General features: G+C 42.0%; 19 protein-coding genes. 15 read left to right on the top strand and 4 right to left on the bottom strand.

Features of this window, described 5'->3' with window-relative positions; genetic code table 11:
- The first annotated feature begins 42 nt into the window (after nt 1-42).
- On the top strand, nt 43-393 hold the full coding sequence (locus H3V00_RS00545; protein ID WP_037393507.1) for an antibiotic biosynthesis monooxygenase: 351 nt from the start codon (nt 43-45) through the stop codon (nt 391-393).
- A 100-nt stretch (nt 394-493) separates the two neighbouring features.
- On the opposite strand, the gene coaD is transcribed toward H3V00_RS00545, so the two are convergent.
- Complete coding sequence (gene coaD, locus H3V00_RS00550) at nt 494-1,009, bottom strand: pantetheine-phosphate adenylyltransferase (RefSeq protein ID WP_025330283.1); 516 nt, start codon at nt 1,007-1,009, stop codon at nt 494-496.
- An 845-nt stretch (nt 1,010-1,854) separates the two neighbouring features.
- Here coaD and H3V00_RS00555 point away from each other — a divergent pair.
- The 11 genes from H3V00_RS00555 to nagZ all read left to right on the top strand — a co-directional run bounded on the left by H3V00_RS00555 (nt 1,855) and on the right by nagZ (nt 14,024).
- Complete coding sequence (locus tag H3V00_RS00555) at nt 1,855-3,042, top strand: efflux RND transporter periplasmic adaptor subunit (protein WP_084551801.1); 1,188 nt, start codon at nt 1,855-1,857, stop codon at nt 3,040-3,042.
- Between the two features lie 3 nt (nt 3,043-3,045).
- Nucleotides 3,046-4,983: a MacB family efflux pump subunit gene (locus H3V00_RS00560; RefSeq protein ID WP_037393504.1), complete on the top strand. Its 1,938-nt coding sequence runs from the start codon at nt 3,046-3,048 to the stop codon at nt 4,981-4,983.
- A gap of 102 nt (nt 4,984-5,085) precedes the next feature.
- Entirely contained in the window at nt 5,086-6,459 is a 1,374-nt protein-coding gene (locus tag H3V00_RS00565; protein WP_370570093.1) for a TolC family protein, read from the top strand.
- A 600-nt stretch (nt 6,460-7,059) separates the two neighbouring features.
- Entirely contained in the window at nt 7,060-7,800 is a 741-nt protein-coding gene (gene dnaQ / locus H3V00_RS00570) for a DNA polymerase III subunit epsilon (protein ID WP_198206693.1), read from the top strand.
- The gene (gene ispD / locus H3V00_RS00575) at nt 7,797-8,504 is read left to right on the top strand and encodes a 2-C-methyl-D-erythritol 4-phosphate cytidylyltransferase (protein ID WP_198206692.1); all 708 of its coding nucleotides are present in this window, start codon (nt 7,797-7,799) and stop codon (nt 8,502-8,504) included. The genes dnaQ and ispD overlap by 4 nt, the downstream gene beginning before the upstream one ends.
- Complete coding sequence (gene ispF / locus H3V00_RS00580; protein ID WP_084553989.1) at nt 8,501-8,983, top strand: 2-C-methyl-D-erythritol 2,4-cyclodiphosphate synthase; 483 nt, start codon at nt 8,501-8,503, stop codon at nt 8,981-8,983. The genes ispD and ispF overlap by 4 nt, the downstream gene beginning before the upstream one ends.
- An 87-nt stretch (nt 8,984-9,070) precedes the next feature.
- Nucleotides 9,071-9,739 carry a ribose-5-phosphate isomerase RpiA gene (gene rpiA / locus H3V00_RS00585; protein ID WP_037393496.1) on the top strand — a complete coding sequence of 223 codons (669 nt, stop codon included), beginning with the start codon at nt 9,071-9,073 and terminating at the stop codon, nt 9,737-9,739.
- A gap of 161 nt (nt 9,740-9,900) precedes the next feature.
- Nucleotides 9,901-10,551, top strand: a complete 651-nt coding sequence (locus H3V00_RS00590; RefSeq protein ID WP_198206691.1) for a thermonuclease family protein — start codon at nt 9,901-9,903, stop codon at nt 10,549-10,551.
- A gap of 12 nt (nt 10,552-10,563) precedes the next feature.
- Nucleotides 10,564-11,205 (top strand): endonuclease III, encoded by a 642-nt coding sequence (gene nth, locus H3V00_RS00595; RefSeq protein WP_198206690.1) that lies wholly within the window; start codon nt 10,564-10,566, stop codon nt 11,203-11,205.
- A gap of 86 nt (nt 11,206-11,291) precedes the next feature.
- A complete protein-coding gene (locus H3V00_RS00600; RefSeq protein WP_198206753.1) occupies nt 11,292-12,761 on the top strand; it encodes a DegQ family serine endoprotease in 1,470 nt (489 codons plus the stop codon).
- Nucleotides 12,762-12,926: 165 nt separating this feature from the next.
- The gene (nagZ, locus tag H3V00_RS00605) at nt 12,927-14,024 is read left to right on the top strand and encodes a beta-N-acetylhexosaminidase (RefSeq protein WP_232335907.1); all 1,098 of its coding nucleotides are present in this window, start codon (nt 12,927-12,929) and stop codon (nt 14,022-14,024) included.
- Between the two features lie 65 nt (nt 14,025-14,089).
- On the opposite strand, the gene adhP is transcribed toward nagZ, so the two are convergent.
- Nucleotides 14,090-15,103 (bottom strand): alcohol dehydrogenase AdhP, encoded by a 1,014-nt coding sequence (gene adhP / locus H3V00_RS00610; RefSeq protein WP_025330295.1) that lies wholly within the window; start codon nt 15,101-15,103, stop codon nt 14,090-14,092.
- Between the two features lie 814 nt (nt 15,104-15,917).
- Here adhP and truB point away from each other — a divergent pair.
- Both truB and rpsO read left to right on the top strand, forming a co-directional pair.
- Complete coding sequence (truB, locus tag H3V00_RS00615; protein ID WP_084565417.1) at nt 15,918-16,841, top strand: tRNA pseudouridine(55) synthase TruB; 924 nt, start codon at nt 15,918-15,920, stop codon at nt 16,839-16,841.
- A gap of 87 nt (nt 16,842-16,928) precedes the next feature.
- The gene (gene rpsO / locus H3V00_RS00620; protein ID WP_025330297.1) at nt 16,929-17,195 is read left to right on the top strand and encodes a 30S ribosomal protein S15; all 267 of its coding nucleotides are present in this window, start codon (nt 16,929-16,931) and stop codon (nt 17,193-17,195) included.
- 85 nt (nt 17,196-17,280) lie between these two features.
- On the opposite strand, the gene H3V00_RS00625 is transcribed toward rpsO, so the two are convergent.
- On the bottom strand, nt 17,281-17,856 hold the full coding sequence (locus H3V00_RS00625; RefSeq protein WP_025330298.1) for an acyl-CoA thioesterase: 576 nt from the start codon (nt 17,854-17,856) through the stop codon (nt 17,281-17,283).
- A 429-nt stretch (nt 17,857-18,285) separates the two neighbouring features.
- Here H3V00_RS00625 and pnp point away from each other — a divergent pair, with 429 nt between their 5' ends.
- Nucleotides 18,286-20,409, top strand: a complete 2,124-nt coding sequence (gene pnp / locus H3V00_RS00630) for a polyribonucleotide nucleotidyltransferase (RefSeq protein WP_198206689.1) — start codon at nt 18,286-18,288, stop codon at nt 20,407-20,409.
- 142 nt (nt 20,410-20,551) lie between these two features.
- Here the strand turns inward: pnp and H3V00_RS00635 are convergent, their stop codons facing one another.
- Nucleotides 20,552-21,592 (bottom strand): alpha/beta fold hydrolase, encoded by a 1,041-nt coding sequence (locus tag H3V00_RS00635; protein ID WP_198206688.1) that lies wholly within the window; start codon nt 21,590-21,592, stop codon nt 20,552-20,554.
- Nucleotides 21,593-21,666 lie beyond the last annotated feature (74 nt).

Genomic DNA, 21,666 nt, shown 5'->3' on the forward strand with positions numbered 1-21,666 from the left:
TTCCATAACAGAATACGGCAATCAAGAATAAAAAGGTTTTAAATGATCAGTAAAGTATTTGAATTACCCTATTATGCCGTTATTTTTACCTCTGAACGCAGCCCGGGAGATTTTGGCTACTCAGAGATGGCACAAAATTTATTAATTGAAGCCGAAAAAATAGAAGGATTTTTAGGAGCGGACAGTGTCAGAGACACAAAAGGAATCGGTATTACAGTTTCATACTGGCGAACACTAGAGGCTATTGATAAATGGAAAAACCATACGCTACACATAGAGGGGAAAAAAATGGGTATTAAACAATGGTACGAAGAATATTCAATTCGTATTTGCAAAGTTGAATATGAAAAATTTTTTGAATCCTCTGTTTTAAAACCAGATGGAATAGGGTAGCTGATAATCAGCTATCCTATTATTCAAGAATCAAGATTAATGCAAAATCAGTCTCTGAACCGGGCACGCAGGTTGCGACTGTCCGGATCATTCTGTCTGTTCAATTCTCAGTGTACATATGGTCTTGCATAATTTTTTCATAAACTGCATCAGGGACATAACGGCGAATCATGGCCTGCCAGTTTTGCGGGCCGACCATGCCTTTTATCATGGTTGATGACACTTCGGCATATTCACGCGGCGGTATCAGGAAGATAGTGGAAATTTCCGGTTGTAAGTCATGATTGATATGGCGCATGGAACGCTCATACTCATAATCAGAAGCGGTACGGATACCGCGGATAATGAAATCTGCACCAATACTGCGCGCATAATTAACCAGATACTGATTTTGAAAACTGGAGATTTTAACATTGGGAAAATTTGCCGTGATAGCCTGAAGCATTTCTTTGCGCTCTTCAACTGAATATGTGGCATTTTTTTCCGGATTAACACCAATAGCGACGATTAGTTCATCAAATAATGGTTGTGCTTCACGAATCATCCATAAGTGACCATTGGTAGGGGGATCAAAGCTGCCGGCATAGACTGCACGGCGGGTAGTTGAATTAGTCATTGTTGCTTATTCCAAACTGCTTTTTCATGTGCCGGAAAGTAACCAGTATGCAGATATTATCTGCTAAACATGATTGATTTAACTGTAAACAGTTATTATTTTTTTCAATGTCGTTAATACAAAGCTGCGCAGCTTAATCAGTTGTGTGTGCATTGTCAAAACATAAATGTTTTTTTATGAGGGAAAGAAATATTAAGCCGAATAAAGGTAAAGAATTCAAAAGAATAATATGAAATATTATAAAATAATCACTTTTGTTTTAATAGTGTAAATAGTAAGTAGTTTGCCTGCTTAATTTTGCCATATATGAATATTCAGATGAGATTTCGTCATTTTGTTTTAACGGTTCATATAAAAAGAGGAGTTTTTTAATTTCTATTTATATAATTTTTTATATTGATTTTATTAAAAAATACTTAAAAAAGAGGAATCCTTTAATTTTTTCTGCTGTATTTGTAGTGGTGGTTTTTCTTAATAACTACTATATATTTTTATTAGCAGAATTTCGATATGGAGCAGCAACCCTGTAGCCAATGAACAGTTAAATATATTTTCAGACTCTTATTCATATTTGAGTATCAGTAAAATGTTTATTTTGTTGAAATCATTTAAAATTTTATCATTATTTTTTTTTAAGCGAGCTAACGATTTAATATATATGATTTTATAATGATCTTGGATTATTATTTAATATTCATAAATTGATAATGGATATCAGATATTAATAACTAACATGATATATTGATGAGAATGGTTTTCATCCTTTACAATCTTAATCTTTTGCCGCTATTTATTAAATTTATTAATTAGAGCAAAATTTGAGTGATATACGGATTATTAAGCAAATGAAAAAAAAATGGGTTAAAAGGTTTGTATGGTTGTTAGTCGTGGTGGTGCTGGCTGCTGTTGTATGGAGCCTGTTTTTTAAACCTAAAGACCAGATGAATTTTGTGACAGATGATGTTCGCCGCAGCGATATCATGCAGACAGTTAATGCCACAGGAGAAATTGCGGCGGCACAATTGGTTGATGTCGGTGCTCAGGCTTCCGGCCAGATCAAAAAACTGTATGTCAAACTGGGCCAGCAGGTTAAAAAAGGTGATTTGATTGCTGATATCGATTCCACTACCCAGTTAAATACTCTCAACACTAATAAAGCTAAGCTGGATACTTATCGTGCTCAGCTGGTATCTGCTCAAATTGCATTGAAAATGAAACAACGTGCATTTGACCGTGAACGCGCGCTGATGGGGCAGGATGCTACCTCTAAAGCAGATTTTGATAATGCTCAGGATAATCTGGCCGCAGCACGGGCAAACGTGGCTGAGCTGAAGTCACAAATCCGGCAAACACAGATTGCCATTAATACTTCAGAAGCGGATTTAGGCTATACCCGCATTACTGCTCCGATGGACGGTACAGTTGTATCCATTCCGGTAGAAGAGGGACAAACGGTGAACTCCAGCCAGAATACGCCAACGATTGTACAGCTGGCTGACTTAAGCAAAATGCTGAATAAAATGCAGATTGCCGAAGGCGACATGAGTAAGGTTAAGGCAGGAATGCATTTAACTTTTACTACGCTGGCGGACAATAACAAAGTGCGTAAAGCTACTCTTGAAGCAGTAGATCCGGGGTTAACCAAGATGTCTCAGGGAAGTTATGACACCAGTACGGATACAACTGATACAGCTATTTATTACTATGCCCGGGCTCTGGTTCCGAATGATGACGGCACACTGCACATCGGGATGACTACTCAGAATAATATTTTTGTGAAATCTGTCAGAAATGTACTGACTGTATCGAATCAGGCAATCAGGCATAACCGTGGTAAAAAAGTGGTGAAGGTGCTGGGCGATAATCAGCAGGTTCAGGAAAAACAGATTGAGACTGGTATTACAGACGGTATGCGCACAGAAGTGAAATCAGGCCTGAAAGAGGGTGACCGGGTAGTTTTATCTGCGCTGAGCAAGGCAGACGCCAAAAATGGTGTCAGCAAAGAACCTAAAATGCGCGGTCCGAGAATGTAAGCCATGAGTTTATTGGAAATTAAGGCAATCAATCGCTGGTTCGGCACTGGTGAAAACCGGGTTCAGGTGCTCAAAGATATTAATCTGAGCATAGAAAAAGGCGATTTTGTAGCTATTATCGGTCAGTCTGGTTCGGGTAAGTCTACTCTGATGAACATCATTGGCTGTCTGGATGTGCCTTCCAGCGGTTCGTACAAAATTGATGGCGTAGAAACTGCTGCTATGACCGCAGATGAACAGGCCGCTTTGCGCCGTCGCAGCTTTGGTTTTATTTTTCAGCGCTATAACCTGCTCGGCACATTAACAGCACGTGAAAATGTAGCCTTGCCAGCTGTATATGCCGGTATGGAATACGATGAGCGAATGAAACGGGCGGATGAGTTGCTGGCTCAGCTCGGGCTTGCCGGTAAGGAAGAAAACCGTCCCAGTGAACTGTCCGGTGGTCAGCAGCAGCGGGTAAGTATTGCCCGTGCGCTGATGAACGGCGGCGAAATTATTCTGGCAGACGAGCCAACAGGTGCGCTGGATACCGGTAGCGGAAAAAATGTGATGGAAATCCTGCATAAACTGCATGATGCCGGTCATACCATTGTAATGGTTACACATGATCCGACGATTGCTGCTAATGCTAACCGGGTAATTGAAATTAGTGACGGACGGATTATCGCCGACCACAGTAAGAATACAGATATTCCGCCCAGCAATATTGAGAGTATTGAAGAGCATAATTCATGGCATTTTTACCGTGATCAGTTTTTTGAATCTTTTCTGATGTCTATTCAGGCGATTATGGCGCATAAGATGCGCTCGTTTCTTACGATGCTCGGCATTATTATCGGTATTGCTTCAGTGGTGTCGGTAGTGGCACTGGGAAGAGGGTCGCAGGAAAAAATTCTTGAAAATATCAATGCCATGGGCACAAACACGGTTTCCGTATATCCGGGTTACGGATATGGGGATCGCCGTTCTTCCCGTATTAAAACGCTGACTGTTGGTGATGCAGAGGTTCTGAAGCAACAGGACTATGTTGATAGTGTCACTCCGGGCGTTAATACCAGTGGTACGCTGACCTATGATAATCAGTCTCTTTCAGCTCAGCTATACGGTGTAGGTGACCAGTATTTTGATGTACGCGGTATCAAGCTTGCTTTTGGCCGGCTGTTTAATGAGGATGATGTAACTCAGAACAGTCAGGTAGTCGTAATTGATGACAATACCAAAAACAAATTGTTTGCTGATGGTACTAATCCGCTGGGAAAGGTTATTCTGTTTAATAAACGGCCGTTGCGTATTATCGGAGTAACAGAACCCAATAATAACGGCTTTTCGGACAGTGACAGTTTACAACTGTTTACTCCTTATACCACGCTGATGAACCGGATTTCCGGCTCTAAATACATTACTTCAGTTACAGTGAAGGTAAAAGATAATGTCAATTCACAAACGGCAGAAAAAGGCATTATTGAATTACTGAAAGTACGTCATGGTACAGAGGACTTTTTTACCCGTAACAGTGACACTATTAAGCAGACAATTGAAAGTACTACCGGCACCATGACTCTGCTGATATCAAGTATTGCGCTGATATCTCTGGTCGTAGGCGGTATCGGGGTGATGAATATCATGCTGGTATCGGTAACCGAGCGGGTGAAGGAGATTGGTATACGCATGGCTATCGGTGCACGTCAGCACAATATTCTTGAACAGTTTCTGATTGAAGCGGTGCTGATTTGTCTGATTGGCGGGTTGGTTGGTGTACTGTTTTCGTTTGCCATCAGTATGCTGTTTAATTTGCTGGCAACAGATTTTGCCATGTCATTCTCAACCATCTCTATTGTGATGGCTGTACTTTGTTCAAGTGTAATTGGTGTGCTGTTTGGTTTTATGCCGGCAAAACGTGCATCGCAGCTTAATCCTATTGATGCGCTATCACGCGATTAATTGTGTTGATGCTGAAATTTAAATCTGGCGGAAATGGCTGTGCTGCATTGATTAATGCAGTAAGCGTCAGAATAAAAAGTTACGATGATGAGAGATAATTTTGTGAAAAAACGCAGTACAGTATGGATGCTGAGTCTGAGTCTGGTGTTAACCGCCTGTGCTACGCATAGTTCCTATCCGCAGCAAAGCATGCATAAAGCCGGAATGCTAAGCAGTGCAGAAATTGCTGCGCAGTATCAGGTTAATGCTAACTGGTGGGAAATTTACCATGATGACACTCTGAATCAGCTGGTACATACTGCGCTGGCTAATAATGTTGATTTGCGTCAGGCAGCACTGACAGCTGAAAAAGCACGTTATAGTGCCCGTCTGACAGCAGTAGATCTGGTACCGAATGCCAGTGGTTCTCTTGGCGCCAGCAGCTCCAAAGATTTGAAACATGGCGGGGTGTCCAGCCGTAATTTTACCGGTCAGCTCGGATTAAGTTATGAGCTGGACGTATGGCAGAAAATTCGTGCCAATACCAATGCGGCACGCTGGAAATATCAGGCCAGTGAAGAGGATCTGGCAGCCAGCAGACTTTCACTGATTAATAGTGTCGTCGATAATTATTTTCATCTTGCCTACATTGATGGTGCAATCAGTTTAACCAAAGACAGTATAGAACAATACCGGCAGATTGCCAGAATTTCTCAGGCACAGTATCAGGTAGGTAAAGTCAGCAGCATTAATGCCACTAATGCCAAACAATCGTTACTGAGCGCAGAGAATAACCTGACCTCATTGCAGCAGAACCGGCTGGAAGTATTGCAGAATCTGCATAATTTACTCAATCAGCGTCCGGGTGAGGTAACGGATATTCAACCAACACCTTTAAATCAGATTCATTTGAGTGAAGTGAATCTGAATGTGCCATTGTCTGTACTGGCTAATCGCCCTGATTTACGTGCGGCAGAATATCGTTTGCAATCTGCTTTTTCCAGTCAGCAGGCAACTAAACGTAGCTGGTATCCGAGTATTAGTCTGAATGGTGCGGTTAATTCGCGTTCTGAGGCTGCTTCTTCGGCTTTACATTTTCCTGTCGGTACGGCAAGTGTTAATGTAAATTTGCCTTTTCTCGACTGGCAGACTCTGTATTGGCAGAACAAACAGGCTAAGGCAGATTTTGAAAGTGCAAAGCTGACTTTTGAACAATCTCTGACTACCGCCCTTAATGAAGTTGAACGCTATTACCGGCAATACACGCTTAGCCGCAATACACTGGCCAATAATGAACAAAAATACCAGTACGATTTAAAAAACAGTCGCTACTACCATGCCCGCTATCAATATGGCACTAATCCGCTTAGTGACTGGTTGGATGCATTGAATACTCAGTATTCTTCGGCACAAAACGTGTTAAACAATCGTTATAGTGTCCTGCAAAATGAAAATCTGATTTATCAGGCTATGGCCGGACGCTATCAGCCGCAATAATATTCAAGCCGGCCTGTTTGAAAATATACAGGCCGGCTTTTTATAGGTTAGTTGATAATTGAATTATTTTTCTGTTTTCATTACACTAATGACTAACAAAAAAATCGCCCCTCAAAAAGGGGCGCAAAAAGGAACACAAACCACTACCAATAGAAAAGTGCTAAATAAATTGTTGAACAAAAACAATCTATTTTAAATCTGTGAGTATGTTCAGAAATGGCTGCAAAATATTTGTGAATATTTGTGTCGTTTCGTGAACATAGATGCATCATAAACAAAATGTTTTCTAATTGCAAATGATAGTTATTATTATTTGCAAGAATAAATGAGAATTTTATTTATAGCTTTGTTTTTAAAAGAAAAATAAATAGTGGTATATATACCCGTTAATAGAGACTATGACAAAAAATACCAAAAATTAATGTTTTATCCGGATAAAGCCGCTTAATGACTATTAGTTTGTAATAGTCATCTGTTGGATTTGCCTGCTGAGTAATTTGTTTTACCGGCACGGACCGCTGTTATGCACCGGAGTTGATTTTTTAGTATTATCGGAGTTTTAAGTCAGCGGTGTTCAACCGCATAAAGCATTGAATCAATATGCGTCAAATTATTCTTGATACTGAAACCACCGGACTGTATGCAAATAATGGTGATCGCCTGATTGAATTTGCTGGTGTAGAAATGGTAGACCGGCGCCTTACCGGAAATAATCTGCATTTGTATATTAATCCTGAGCGCGATATTCCAGACGAAGCTGTGGCAGTACACGGAATTACACTGGAAAAGCTACACGAAATGAATGCTCCGGTGTTTGCCGGTGTGGCTCAGCAGATTGCCGACTACCTGCATGGTGCCGAACTGATTATTCATAATGCTGCGTTTGATGAAGGCTTTCTGGATATGGAGTTTGAGCGTCTGGGTATGCCCAAGATTGAAACGATTACCAGTGGGACAGTTGATACGCTCAAAATGGCCCGTGATAAATATCCGGGACAGAAAAATTCGCTGGATGCTTTATGTACGCGGCTGGAAGTAGACCGCAGTAAGCGTGTACTGCATGGTGCACTGATTGACTGTGAATTACTTGGTGAAGTTTATCTGGCCATGACCCGAAGCCAGTTTAGTCTGGTAGATGAACTGATGGCTACTGCTGCTGCCAGTGAAAATCAGATTGCAGACAGCAAATATCAGATAAAACATACTGGGTTAACAGTAGTGGAACCCAGTGCAGAAGAACTGGCTGAACATGAAGCTTATTTGCAGGCGCTGGATAAAATAGTTGGTGAACCCTGTATGTGGCGGAAATGGCAGGAAAATAACGGAGATAAATCTGTATGAATCGGCATGTAGTGTTGATTCCTGCCGCGGGTGTCGGAGCACGATTTGGAGCAGAATGTCCGAAACAGTATGTTACTTTAGCCGGTCAGACTGTATTACAGCACACAGTGTCGCGACTGGCACAAATCAGTGCAATTGATCTGTTTTTGATTGTTGTATCAGAACAGGATGAATATATCGATGCTGTCTATCCGGCAGATTTATTACCGCCGGATGTGCATATCCTGCGTTGTGGCGGAGCGACGCGGGCGCAAACTGTGCGCAATGGGATTGTGCAGGCGCAAAAATATTTTAATGTACAGGATAACGACTGGGTACTGGTACATGATGCCGCTCGCTGCTGTGTGAGTACGGATTCTGTAAAACGTTTATTAGCTGCTGTGCAGGATCATGCAGTAGGCGGGTTACTGGCGCTTCCCGTAGCAGATACGCTTAAACAGGCAGATGAGCAACAGCAGGTAAGCCGGACAGTGAACAGAACAGGTTTATGGCAGGCTCAGACTCCACAAATGTTTCGTACCGGTATTCTGTCCAGAGCACTGGCACAGGCAGATTTAGATGTGATTACAGATGAATCTTCTGCCGTAGAGGTGCTTGGTCTGGCTCCATTACTGGTAGCAGGGGACATACGCAATTTGAAACTCACCAGTGCACAGGATGCGTTACTGGCTAGCTATTTTTTACAGCAGGACACCATTAAATGAGTTCTTTAAGAATTGGTCAGGGTTATGATGTGCATCAGCTCGTTAGTGGGCGGCCATTGTTACTTGGCGGCGTAAAAATTCCTTTTGATAAAGGGTTGCTTGGTCATTCTGATGCAGATGCGTTATTGCATGCGATTACCGATGCACTGCTGGGTGCAGCCGCTTTAGGTGATATTGGCAAGCTTTATCCGGATACAGCTGCTGCAAATAAAGATGCCGATAGCCGTGTACTGTTACGCGGTGCTTGTGCTGCCGTTCGGGCAGCCGGCTGGCGTGTGGTTAACGTTGATAGTACGGTTATTGCTCAGGAGCCGAAATTGCGTCCTTATATAGATCAGATGCGCATAAATATTGCAGCTGATTTGAATATAGCTGTGGATGCAGTAAATGTTAAGGGTAAAACCAATGAAAAGTTAGGCTATCTGGGGCGGAAAGAAGCTATTGAGGCTCAGGCAGTCGTATTGCTGACGGCAGTTTAATCCTGTTGCGGCATCAGTTATAATTTCGTGCAGGAATAATTATTGTTTGAAATGTACTTAAAGTTAAGCTGATCAAGGAGCAGTAGAATGGCCACACAGGATGAGTTGAAACGTCAGGCAGCGCAAAAAGCTGTTGAATATGTCAATGAAAACGAGTATCTGGGTATTGGTACCGGTTCTACCGTGTATTTTTTTATTGAGGCACTGGCACAAAGTAAAAAGCAGATTAAAGGTGCAGTATCCACATCTGCCCTGACCAGTGAAACTTTAAAAAAATTTGGTATTCCGGAAGTAACACTCAATGAAGTGAATGGTTTACCGCTATACATTGATGGAGCTGATGAAATCAATCATTTATTGCAGATGATTAAAGGTGGCGGCGGTGCATTGTTAAATGAAAAAATTGTTGCCAGTGCTGCCGAGAAATTCATTTGTATTGCTGATGAAAGTAAGTATACCAGTCGTCTTGGTCATGTATCGTTACCAGTGGAAGTGACACCCAATGCCCGTTCACTGGTAGCGCGCCGCCTACTGAAACTTGGTGGAGAGCCTGAACTGCGTCTGGGTTTTACTTCTGATCATGGTAATCAGATTCTGGATGTAGCTAATCTGAACTTTGATGAGCCGATTAAAATGGAAGATGCTATTAATAAGATACCCGGTGTAGTGGAAAATGGTTTGTTTACTCACCATCCGGCTGATTTACTGGTGCTGGGTTGCAGCGATGGCGTTAAGGTATTAACTGCCAGAGTCTGAATTTGCTGCACAGAAGTATTTAATATTACAATTAATTAATATCTGCGCAGCCAGTTACCTGAAAAAAGGGTAGCTGGCTGCTGTTGTTTTAAGGGTTTATTTTACTGTCTGTGGTTTATTCTGTTCAGGCCGGCATATTTAATAATGTGGTTTTCTGATAAATGCATAAAAGACAAAAAATTCTGACTAACTGGCGTAAAATTCTGGTCTGGGTGGCTGTTATTCTGACACTCGCTAAAGTGTGGTTGCCGGAAAGTATAATTACACCTTTAGCGGAATGGACACAGAAAGCGGACAGTATTGTGCGCTCTGTACAGGATTTGCTTAATGGTAAGCCGCCTGTAAGAGGAAAAAAGTGGGCAGTAGCCAGTAAAGGACGCTATTCCGGTAATGTTGACAGTGTGCATGACGGAGATACTGTGCATATCAGAGACAAGGACGGGCATACGCATAAAGTTCGTCTGGCTAATATTGATGCGCCGGAAATCAAACAAGCTTATGGTATAGCCAGTCGCGATGCCTTAAAAGCACGTATTGAGGGTAGGTATGTTGATGTCAATGTGGTTGCTATAGATCAGTATCAGCGTGAAGTTGGTCAGATTACATTGAATAATGCAGATATTAACTTATGGATGGTTCAACAGGGATATGCTTGGCATTACGACTCAATTGCTAAAAAGCAGCAGGATCGATTAGGTTTTGGCCGTTATCAGAGTGCTCAGATACAGGCGCGCCAAAATCGTCTCGGTTTATGGCACAATGCCAGTGCAATAGCACCGTGGCAGTTTCGTCAGCAACAAAAAAACCGATAATGGTTTAATTTCATGAATGCACAAAAGCGCAAGAAAATATTCACTCGTTTGCAGGCCGTCTGTCAGAATCCGACTACAGAGCTGATATATCATTCACCATTTGAATTATTGATAGCTGTTATGCTCTCGGCACAGGCAACGGATGTTTCTGTCAATAAATGCACTGTACATTTATTCCGAATGGCACCCACGGCACAAGCTATGCTGGAGTTAGGAATAGATAAAGTTATGGAGTGTATTAGGACCATCGGTTTATATAAAACCAAAGCCAAACATGTGATGGAAACTTGCCGGATTCTGGTGCAGCTGTATAACGGAGATGTACCGCAAACCAGAGAAGAGCTGGAGGCATTGCCGGGAGTAGGGAGAAAAACGGCTAATGTTGTCCTGAATACAGCTTTTGGTCATCCAACGATTGCAGTAGATACGCATATTTTCCGGGTATGTAATCGTACAGGTCTGGCACCGGGTAAAACGGTACATGAAGTTGAGGATAAATTAATGCAGGTGGTGCCGAAACAGTTCAGACTTAATGCACATCATTGGCTTATTTTACACGGACGTTACATATGTAAAGCGCGTAAACCGCTGTGTGAGCAATGTCTGATAAATGATTTGTGCGAGTACCCGGCAAAGACGACTTTAACCGTCTGATTGTGTAACTTAACGCCTCTTTTCGTTACAATATTATTAATCTTCGCTTGTGTAAGAAAACAAAAAAGTTAGGGAAGTGGATGCGGATAAATCGCAAATATATGTTGACGGCAATTTTGTCAGTGTTGTTGGTAGCAGCAGGTTGTGAAAGGCTGGAACAATGGTTTGGCAAAAATAAGGATGGTCAGGGTTTTGTGAAGGAAATACCTGCCGGTACTGATGGGAACAGCAATCAGGTAGCTATGTTGTTGCCCGATTTTACCCGGCTGGTCGACCAGCAAGGTCCGGCAGTAGTCAATATTCAGGCTACACGCAATAACCGGAATATCGATAATGAAGCTGGTCCGGATGCTTTGCCTGACAATGATCCGTTTTACGAATACTTCAAACGCCTTTTGCCAAATGTACCGCAAACCCCGCAGGCAAATGATGATGAATATAATTTTGGTTCAGGTTTTATTATCAGTAAGGATGGTTATATTCTTACCAACACTCATGTAGTCAACGGTATGAATAATATTAAGGTTTTACTGAATGACAAACGTGAATTTCAGGCAAAACTGATTGGTGCTGATGCTCAGTCTGATGTTGCATTATTAAAAATCAATGCCGATGAATTACCGGTTGTAGAACTGGGTAATCCTGAAGAATTAAAAGTCGGAGAATGGGTAGCGGCCATTGGTGCGCCGTTTGGTTTTGATAATAGTGTGACTGCCGGCATCGTTTCAGCCAAAGGACGCAGTCTGCCGGAAGAAAACTATACGCCGTTTATCCAGACTGATGTGGCTATTAATCCCGGAAATTCAGGTGGACCATTATTTAATCTTAAGGGACAGGTAGTAGGAATTAACTCACAGATATACAGCCGCAGTGGTGGCTTTATGGGTATTTCTTTTGCCATTCCGATTGATGTGGCCATGAATGTAGCCGAACAATTGAAAACATCTGGTAAGGTACAGCGAGGCCGGCTTGGAGTAGTTATTCAGGAAGTCAACTATAATCTGGCCAAATCTTTTGGTCTGGATAAAGCTAATGGTGCGCTGATTACTCAAGTTGTTGCCGGCGGACCGGCAGCTAAAGCAGGCTTATTATCCGGTGATATCGTACAAAGTGTGAATGGCGATGAGCTAAAGAATTCAAGCGATTTGCCGGTGAAAGTTGGTTTACTGCCACCAGGTAAGCAAATCGTTCTGGGTATCTGGCGTAAAGGTCAAAAAGAAGAAATCAGGGTAACGCTGGATAATGTGTCTCCGGCTGTAGCTAATCCGGCCAGTTCTGCCAGTAGTACCATTATGCCAACTGACGGAACCAGTTTTGCCGAACACCGTCTCGGTCTGGTATTGCGGGCAACAGCTCAGGGGCTGATTATTGAAGACATCAGCGGGCTGGCTGCACAGGTAGATTTACGTCGTGGCGATATTATTATCGCCGTTGGTCAGAAACTGGTACATGATGAAAAAGATTTTGATAATGCAGTAGCAGCCAGTGGAAAAAATGTACCTCTGTTAATCAGGCGTGCAAACAATACCCTGTTTATTGCTATGATGTTGCCGTAATTTTTCATAAAGATGTTGTTTTAGGATATGTTCTAGTTGGGTTATCAGTTAATCGTACAGGTCGTTTACACCATTATGCAGGTTTTATTAATTGCTCCATTGTTAATGATGGATCACTTTCTGGTCAGACCACGCGATTCATTCAGAAAAATTTTGGAATAATTTATGTTGTCAGTACATCCCAAAGCATTAGCACGTGGTCCGGTTATGGCTGATGTGGCAGAGTTCAGGTTAAGTGATACCGAACGTGAACGTTTATGTCATCCGGCCATTGGCGGTGTGATTCTGTTCCGGCGCAATTATCAGTCCCGTGCTCAGTTAACCGAGCTGGTTACGGAAATTAAAGCATTAAGAACACCGGAGCTTATTGTCGCTGTTGATCATGAAGGCGGGCGGGTACAGCGCTTTATTCCCGAATTTACCCGATTGCCGGCCATGCGTACTCTGGGACAGTGCTGGGAGCAGCATGGTGCAGCAATGGCCGACAAAATGGCCGAAACGGTAGGCTGGGTACTGGCTACTGAATTACGTGCCTGTGGCATAGATTTATCATTTACGCCTGTTCTGGATTTGGACTGGGGTGAATGTGCTGTTATCGGTAATCGCAGTTTTCATCAGCAGCCGGCTGTAGTCAGCTCTCTGGCAGTAGCTTTGCAACGTGGTCTGGCTCGTGGTGGTATGGCTTGCTGTGGCAAACATTTTCCCGGGCATGGAGCCGTCAGTGGTGATAGCCATCTTACCTTACCAGAAGATAACCGCAGCTGGGAAGAATTATGGGCTGATGATATTCAGCCATTTAAAGATTTAATTCATAATGGTATGCCGGCACTCATGCCCGCACACGTGGTATATCCTAAAGTTGATCCGACAGAACCGGCAGGATTCTCCACTATCTGGCTGGAGGGTGTTTTACGCGATAAAATGCAGTTTGACGGAGTGATTTTCTCTGATGATTTAACTATGGAAGGAGCCAGCTGCGCCGGTGATATCCATGCACGTACAGCGCAGGCTTTTGGTGCCGGCTGTGATATTGCTCTGGTATGTAATAAACCAGACTGGGTAGATAATCTGCTGACCGATTTTGTCTGGCCGGATATCAGCCGGCTGGCACAGCGCTGGCAGATGATTGCCGGTAAGGGGAGTGCAACAGAATATGTTGCTACTATGCAGACACCTGAATTTCAGGCAGCTCAGCAACTGGTAGCCAGTCTGGCCTCTGCTCAGGACACTCTCAATGGTGTTCAGGTAGGCGAAGCCTGCTAATTACTTCTCCGGACAACAAAAAAGCCATAGTCAGACTATGGCTTTTTTAAACTGCCTAACAGATATCAGGCATTTTTAAAGTCGATTACCATACGACCAGTAAACTTACCGGCAGTCATTTCATCGAAAATATCATTGATATCTTCCAGAGGGCGCATAGTTACTTTTGGTACTACTTTACCTTCTGCACCAAACTGGAATGCTTCACGCAAATCTTCACGTGTACCTACCAGTGAACCTACCACTTCAATACCATCCAGAACCAGACGCGGAATATTCAGATCCATAGTGTCAACTGGCAAAGCTACAGCAACAATACGTCCGCCGGCACGAACAGAGGCTACGGCTGAATTGAAAGCAGATTTAGCTACAGCTGTAACCACAGCAGCGTAAGCACCACCTACTTTTTCCTGAATGATTTCTTCTACTTTTTCTTTAGCAGGGTTCAGAGTCATATCTGCACCCATTTCGCGTGCCAGCTCAAGTTGTTTTTCATTAACATCAATAGCAATTACTTTAGCATTAAACACGTTTTTGGCATACTGCAACGCCAGATTACCTAAGCCACCAAGTCCATAAATCGCAATCCACTGACCCGGCTGGATGTGTGATACTTTGATTGCCTTGTAGGTTGTCACACCGGCACAGGTAATACTGCTGGCTGCTTCAGAACTCAGTCCGTCTGGTACTTTAACTGCATAATCTGCTACAACGATACATTCTTCAGCCATACCACCGTCTACAGTATAGCCGGCATTTTTAACTTCACGGCAGAAGGTTTCGCGACCACTGTTGCAATATTCACAATGTCCGCAGCCTTCAAAGAACCAGGCAACACTGGCACGGTCACCCACTTTTAAAGAAGTAACATCTTCACCTACAGCAGTTACAACCCCAATACCTTCATGTCCCAGTGTTACACCAGTTACGTCGCCAAAATCCGCATTTTTTACATGCAAGTCGGTATGGCAAACGCCACAGCATTCCATTTTCAGCAATGCTTCATTGGCTTTCAGCGGGCGTACAGCTTTATCCTGGATGGCAACTTTTTTGTCTTTTGTTACTACGGCTGCTTTCATAATGAACCCTTTTCATCAGTAAAGAAGAAGTGTTTAGTCTGTTAGTTTCTGTTCTCAGATAAACAGACCGGTACAACCAGAAAATCATTTACCGGATAAAATCGATACCGGTATAAATATAATCCTGAATAAAAATGACAGAAAAGTATAGAGGTGTAAATGTACCTCATATTACCGATTAAATGTCATTTAAAACAGGATTAAAATATTTATTTTCTACCAGTTATTCTGACAGATATATCAGTGCAGTACCAGCACTGGTATATAAAATAATTGTAACTCTAAATAAAGCATCTGCGTAAGACTTAATTGCAGCAAAATACCATATACTTATAAGAAATTTTAATAAATTTCAATGATTCCTTTTTGCTATTATCCTACTAATCAGATCTGCTCAGGTAAGAAAACATAAAATCTGCATAGAGGCTGCACACCTAAATTAAGACAATAAGACAGTATGCAAAATTAACTGTCACATGGGTAAACATCGCTGGAAATCAGGAATAGTATGACTATCGGCATATACATCTGATTCATACACCTATCTGGGTTCGCAGATTTCACTGATAGTGAAATCTGGTAATTATGTCATCTGTGTGCATCCTGATAAGATGCTTTTATAGTCAGTTTTTAAGTTTGAAAATATAGATGTCCGAAGTTCTGTTATCGGCAGAGCCGGTAATTTTTAAAAGCCAGTACCGGTTCTCAAGCCTGTTTCTGATCGAAAAAGCGACTAATCCTGAATAGGCCGGATAAAGCATGTTATGATGCGCTCGCCTAATGATCCTGAAACTGAAATTAGATAAACAACATCATGAATACCCAGACTAGCCGGCGCAAACGCGTTCTTAATGGTGTGCTGTTACTCGATAAAGACAGCGGAATGAGTAGTAACAGTGCTTTGCAGCGGGCGCGCTTTTTATATGGTGCGGCCAAAGCAGGGCATACCGGTGTACTGGATCCGCTGGCAACAGGTTTGTTACCCGTATGCTTTGGAGAAGCAACTAAATTTGCTCAGTATCTTCTGGATGCAGATAAAGCTTATATAGCGACTTTACAGCTGGGTGCGGCTACTAGCACAGGTGATGCTGAAGGTGAAATCGTTGCCACTGCCGATACAGTGATTACACTGGCGCAGGTACAGGCAGCCATTTCTGCTTTTAGTGGTGAAATTACTCAGACACCGCCTATGTATTCAGCTATTAAATATCAGGGTAAGCCATTATATGAATATGCACGTGCGGGTATCACCATCGAACGGAAAAGCCGTCAGGTAACGATTTATCAGATAGATATTATTGAATTTACTTTCCCGCGGCTGGTCATCAGTGTGCGTTGCAGTAAGGGAACGTATATACGTACTCTGGCTGAAGATATGGCCAAACATATGGGAACTGTAGCGCATCTGACTGCATTACGCCGCACTGCTACTGCCGGCTTTACCATTGAACAGACTCATTCACTTGCCGCAATCAGTAATCTGGATGAAGCTGCACGGGATAACTGGCTTTTGCCTTGTGATGTACTCGTACAACATTTTCCGGCTGTCACTCTGAATGATAAAGATATTTTGCAGTTACAGCATGGTATAGCCGTGCATTCTGAGCAAAATTATGGCACAATGTGCCCCTTGCGTATTTATGCTGTTGATGGCCGCTTTATCGGGCTGGTGCAATATCAGGCTCCCAGCAGGCGTTTGAAAGTGCTGCGTCTGATGAATACGGCTTATATCAGTTAAATATGTATCCGGAGTTGGTATTTGTTAATGACATATATTAGCTTGGCCAACTTGTCTGCCGTAAGGCTTTTTTTAAGAGTAAATTACATGTTATCTGTTGAACAAAAAGCACAAATTATTAAAGATTATCAACGTGCCGAAGGGGACACTGGTTCTTCTGAAGTACAAATCGCGTTATTGACTTTCCGTATTAATGATCTGACTGGTCACTTTAAAGCTAACCCGAAAGACCATCACAGCCGTCGTGGTCTGTTGAAAATGGTTAGCTCCCGTCGTCGTTTGCTGGCGTACATCCGCCGCACTAAACCGGATACCTACCGCGAATTGATTGCACGTCTGGGTCTGCGTAAATAAGCATTCTCCATCTGAAAAAAAGCCGCCTTTTAAAAGAGGCGGCTTTTTTTATACATCAAACTAAAACCATTCAGGCAATATTTGATTATCCTATTTCGTTATATAAATCCGGATTTAAACGCGCATTCTGTGTCTGACACCAGTCCAGATGATCCTTATTTAAATGAAAAGCTTTTGCCTGAAATTCTTTCAAAGCTTCCTGCTGTTCCATCTTACGAGTATATGAGCGTACAAAACGGCGTACTTCATTGGATGTTTCCAGAATCAGACCGGGTACCGACTGTGGTTTACCGGTGGCAGAATCAATGGCGACCATGGTGAAATAACTGGAATTACTATGACGAATTTCTCCGGTAACCAGATTTTCCGCTTCTACACGAATACCAATCATCATGGACGATTTACCTACATAATTGACTCGTGCTTTAATTGAGACCAAATCACCCACATAAATTGGCGTACGGAAATTAACAGTATTAATAGCTGCTGTTACCGTTACAGAACGTGAGTGTTTACAGGCGCATGCATACGCGGCCTGATCCATTAAAGCCAGAATACGTCCGCCAAAAATAGTGTTGTTTGCGTTGGTATCTTCCGGATGCATCACAACAGATAACAGTACATCACTGTCAGTTGGTTTTTTATATAAAAATTCAGACATTACTTTGTCCTCAATAATACAGGTACAGCCAGATCCGGTTGAACCAATATGGTAATTTACATTAGTAAAATCAATTCTAACATACAAGTAAATAGTTTTAATATTAATGATTTTGGGTAAAGAAAAAATATACAGCCAATAGAAATATTTTTATGGCAGATTGAAAAAGACCAAAAATGCATATCCTGAGCTTAACCAGCGTCGGGACAGTCATTGAGTTTGCGATAAGGTAAAAAATATATGTTAGAATTTGACCATAATACAAAATGTATTTATAGCCTGTTACAGGCTTGATTAAAACCTCATTAATAATCATTTTGCAAATCACGCCCGGCCAGAAACCCTACCTATGTATATGCCAGTTACGTGTACATTGTTAGGTTTTTTAGCAGGTGCGGTATCTGCAAAAAATTAGAATGGAAACACAATATGTTTGATAAACACATTAAAACCTTTCAATACGGCAATCAGACAGTTACTTTGGAAACTGGTGAAATTGCCCGTCAGGCAGCCGGTGCAGTAAAAATTTCTATGGGCGATACTGTGGTACTGGTAGCCGTTACAGCTGCTAAAGAAGTTAAACCTGGTCAGGATTTCTTTCCGCTGACCGTAGATTATCTGGAACGCACCTATGCAGCCGGTAAAATTCCGGGCGGATTTTTTAAGCGGGAAGGTAAACAAAGTGAAAAAGAAATCCTTACCAGCCGCCTGATTGACCGTCCGATTCGTCCTTTATTTCCGGAAGGTTTCTACAACGATATCCAGATAGTTGCCATGGTAGTTTCAGTTGATCCGGAAATTGATTCAGATATTCCGGCTATGCTAGGTGCTTCAGCTGCACTACTACTAACAGGTGTACCTTTTGCCGGTCCGATTGGTGCAGCCCGTGTCGGCTATGTCAATGGTGAATATGTTCTTAATCCGACAAAAAACCAGCTGGCTCAGTCACAACTGGATTTGGTTGTTGCCGGTACAGAAAAAGCCGTATTAATGGTGGAATCTGAAGCAGATGTACTGTCTGAAGAAACCATGCTGGGTGCAGTAGTATTCGGTCATGAACAGATGCAGGCAGCCATCCGTGCCATCAATGAATTTGCAGATGAAGTTAATCCGGAAATGTGGGACTGGCAGGCTCCTGTTGCTGATGAAAGCCTGATTGCCAAAGTACGTGAGCTGGCTGGTGCAACAATTGATGAAGCATTCAAAATCAAGCAAAAACAAGCCCGTACAGCAAAACTAGATGAAGCATGGTCTGCTGTTGAAGCGGCTTTGATTACCGAAGAAACTGATACCTTACTGGCTAACCAGATTCGCGGTATTTTCAAAGATCTGGAAAAAGAAGTAGTTCGTGGCCAGATTCTGGAAGGCCAGCCGCGTATTGACGGCCGTGATACCCGTACTGTTCGACCTATTAATATCCGGACCGGCGTATTACCGCGTACACATGGTTCTGCCTTGTTTACCCGTGGTGAAACTCAGTCACTGGCTACAGCAACACTGGGCACTCAGCGTGATGAACAGATTATCGATGCTCTGAGTGGTGAATATACTGACCGCTTTATGCTGCATTACAATTTTCCGCCATACTCAACCGGTGAAGTAGGTCGTATGGGTGCACCAAAACGCCGTGAAATCGGGCACGGCCGTCTGGCAAAACGCGCACTGCTGGCTGTATTGCCTGATGTTGAAGATTTCAGCTATACCATGCGTGTAGTATCTGAAATTACTGAATCCAATGGTTCTTCTTCCATGGCCAGCGTATGTGCCGGATGTCTGAGTTTGCTGAATGCCGGCGTTCCTCTGAAAAGCCATGTTGCCGGTATAGCCATGGGTTTAATTCTGGATGGCAATAAATTTGCTGTACTGACTGATATTCTAGGCGATGAAGACCACCTTGGTGATATGGACTTTAAAGTTGCCGGTACCACTACTGGTGTGACTGCTCTGCAAATGGATATCAAAATTCAGGGAATTACCAAGGAAATCATGCAGATTGCACTGGCTCAGGCGAAAGAAGCTCGTTTGAATATTCTCGGACAAATGCAGGAAGCAGTAAAAGGTCCGCAAGAATTATCTGCACATGCACCACGTTTATTTACTATGAAAATCCATCAGGACAAAATTCGTGATGTTATTGGTAAAGGCGGTGAAACCATCCGTGCATTAACCGCAGAAACCGGTACTGAAATTAATATTGCTGAAGATGGTACGATTACCATTGCGGCCAGCACCAGTGAAGCAGGAGAAGCGGCCAAACGCCGTATTGAAGAAATTACTGCTGAAGTAGAAGTGGGTAAAGTATACGAAGGCACAGTAATCAAGATTCTGGATAACAATGTTGGTGCTATCGTATCAGTTATGCCGGGTAAAGACGGCTTGGTACACATCAGCCAGATTTCACATGATCGTGTGAAAAATGTAAGCGATTACCTGCAAATTGGTCAGCAGGTTAAAGTAAAAGCGCTGGAAATTGATGATCGCGGCCGTGTACGCCTGTCAATCAAAGCTTTGCTTGAAAAGGCACCGCAAGAACCAAAACCGGCTGAAAATTAATCGTTAATATTGAGTATTCAAGACTGCCTTACATGTAAGGCAGTCTTTTTTTGTAGCAAAATAGAGTATTACATCATTTATTAGGGGTATAACCCATTATAAGAATAATAAGAAACTGCATCATTTAAAGCAGTTTTTGAAATCAGTTTTTATAATTTGAAAATGTCTTAGATAAAAAATCAATAATGAGATGAGTAATTTCACGATGAATCTCACTTCTATCCCGACTGCCGCCATCCTTACAAATAATTCCTTCTCCTTCTTTTTCTTGATTCAATATATCAATTGCATCAGATTTACAAATTTGGATAAAACTAAAATGCATTGCATCTGGAATAATAATATAAGTTGAGGACGATTTTGGTAGAAATTCTTGTACATAACCCGATTCAAGTTGTGTATTTGTATCACCTATATCAACTCCTGCACCAATAATAAGAGATGGTATTTTGATTTTTTGTAAGCTTTCAATGGTAAACCCTCTTGTCAAACCAGCATCCAATGATACGAATGCTTTTATCCTGGGGTCTGACATATTCCTATTAAGCTCTGAATTTGCCAAACCAAGTTCAGATATCAAATGACAAGCTTTTAAATATGAATATTTATTACAATCTTTCTTAAAGGACTCTGTATCAAATCTGGCTCCGGAAAGTGCAATTACTGACCAACCACCAAGCGAATGGCCTATAGCGGAAATCTGATTTAAATTAATGATATTTGAGAATGTTTGATTTTCAGCCAGCGCATCAATAGTTTTACTTAAATCTTGCGGCCGTAACCATAGTTTGGCTGACTGCTCAGTATTCTGATCAAATCCAGTTGTCCCCGGATGATTAGGAGCTGCAACAATATATCCCTTTGTAGCTAATGCATGTGTAAGCCAGCTTAAACTTCGCCAGCTCCCACCGTAACCATGTGAAAGTAAAATTAATGGCGATTTAGTATTCTTTATTTCCGGTACTGCATCAGCAATAACTTCAGAACCTTCGAAAATAGCATTATCAGCTATAGTTATTGAATTTTGCTTATTATTAGTGACATACCAAACAGCAATATCTAATGGTCTTCCATCATGTATATCATAGTGAATTCGCTTAAAACCAATATGTTCTGAAGCGTTGGAGATAAGTGGAAAAAGTAAAATAAATGAATTGATAAAGCAAAAAAGTAATTTAATCATAGCATCCCTTTTTAATAAGGGAGTGTTGTTATAATAATTTCAAATAATATAATAAGGAATAAATCAAAGCCATT

Origin of the sequence: Snodgrassella sp. W6238H11 (assembly GCF_016100525.1) — a bacterium.
GTDB lineage: Bacteria > Pseudomonadota > Gammaproteobacteria > Burkholderiales > Neisseriaceae > Snodgrassella > Snodgrassella alvi.

Coding starts and splice junctions, on each gene's coding strand:
- H3V00_RS00555 (WP_084551801.1), top strand. CDS start 1,855: ATGAAAAAAAAATGGGTTAAAAGGTTTGTATGGTTGTTAGTCGTGGTG.
- H3V00_RS00625 (WP_025330298.1), bottom strand. CDS start 17,856: ATGTCTGAATTTTTATATAAAAAACCAACTGACAGTGATGTACTGTTA.
- H3V00_RS00590 (WP_198206691.1), top strand. CDS start 9,901: ATGCATAAAAGACAAAAAATTCTGACTAACTGGCGTAAAATTCTGGTC.
- dnaQ (WP_198206693.1), top strand. CDS start 7,060: ATGCGTCAAATTATTCTTGATACTGAAACCACCGGACTGTATGCAAAT.
- nth (WP_198206690.1), top strand. CDS start 10,564: ATGAATGCACAAAAGCGCAAGAAAATATTCACTCGTTTGCAGGCCGTC.
- H3V00_RS00560 (WP_037393504.1), top strand. CDS start 3,046: ATGAGTTTATTGGAAATTAAGGCAATCAATCGCTGGTTCGGCACTGGT.
- nagZ (WP_232335907.1), top strand. CDS start 12,927: ATGTTGTCAGTACATCCCAAAGCATTAGCACGTGGTCCGGTTATGGCT.
- H3V00_RS00545 (WP_037393507.1), top strand. CDS start 43: ATGATCAGTAAAGTATTTGAATTACCCTATTATGCCGTTATTTTTACC.
- ispF (WP_084553989.1), top strand. CDS start 8,501: ATGAGTTCTTTAAGAATTGGTCAGGGTTATGATGTGCATCAGCTCGTT.
- H3V00_RS00635 (WP_198206688.1), bottom strand. CDS start 21,592: ATGATTAAATTACTTTTTTGCTTTATCAATTCATTTATTTTACTTTTT.
- pnp (WP_198206689.1), top strand. CDS start 18,286: ATGTTTGATAAACACATTAAAACCTTTCAATACGGCAATCAGACAGTT.
- ispD (WP_198206692.1), top strand. CDS start 7,797: ATGAATCGGCATGTAGTGTTGATTCCTGCCGCGGGTGTCGGAGCACGA.
- adhP (WP_025330295.1), bottom strand. CDS start 15,103: ATGAAAGCAGCCGTAGTAACAAAAGACAAAAAAGTTGCCATCCAGGAT.
- rpsO (WP_025330297.1), top strand. CDS start 16,929: ATGTTATCTGTTGAACAAAAAGCACAAATTATTAAAGATTATCAACGT.
- coaD (WP_025330283.1), bottom strand. CDS start 1,009: ATGACTAATTCAACTACCCGCCGTGCAGTCTATGCCGGCAGCTTTGAT.
- truB (WP_084565417.1), top strand. CDS start 15,918: ATGAATACCCAGACTAGCCGGCGCAAACGCGTTCTTAATGGTGTGCTG.
- rpiA (WP_037393496.1), top strand. CDS start 9,071: ATGGCCACACAGGATGAGTTGAAACGTCAGGCAGCGCAAAAAGCTGTT.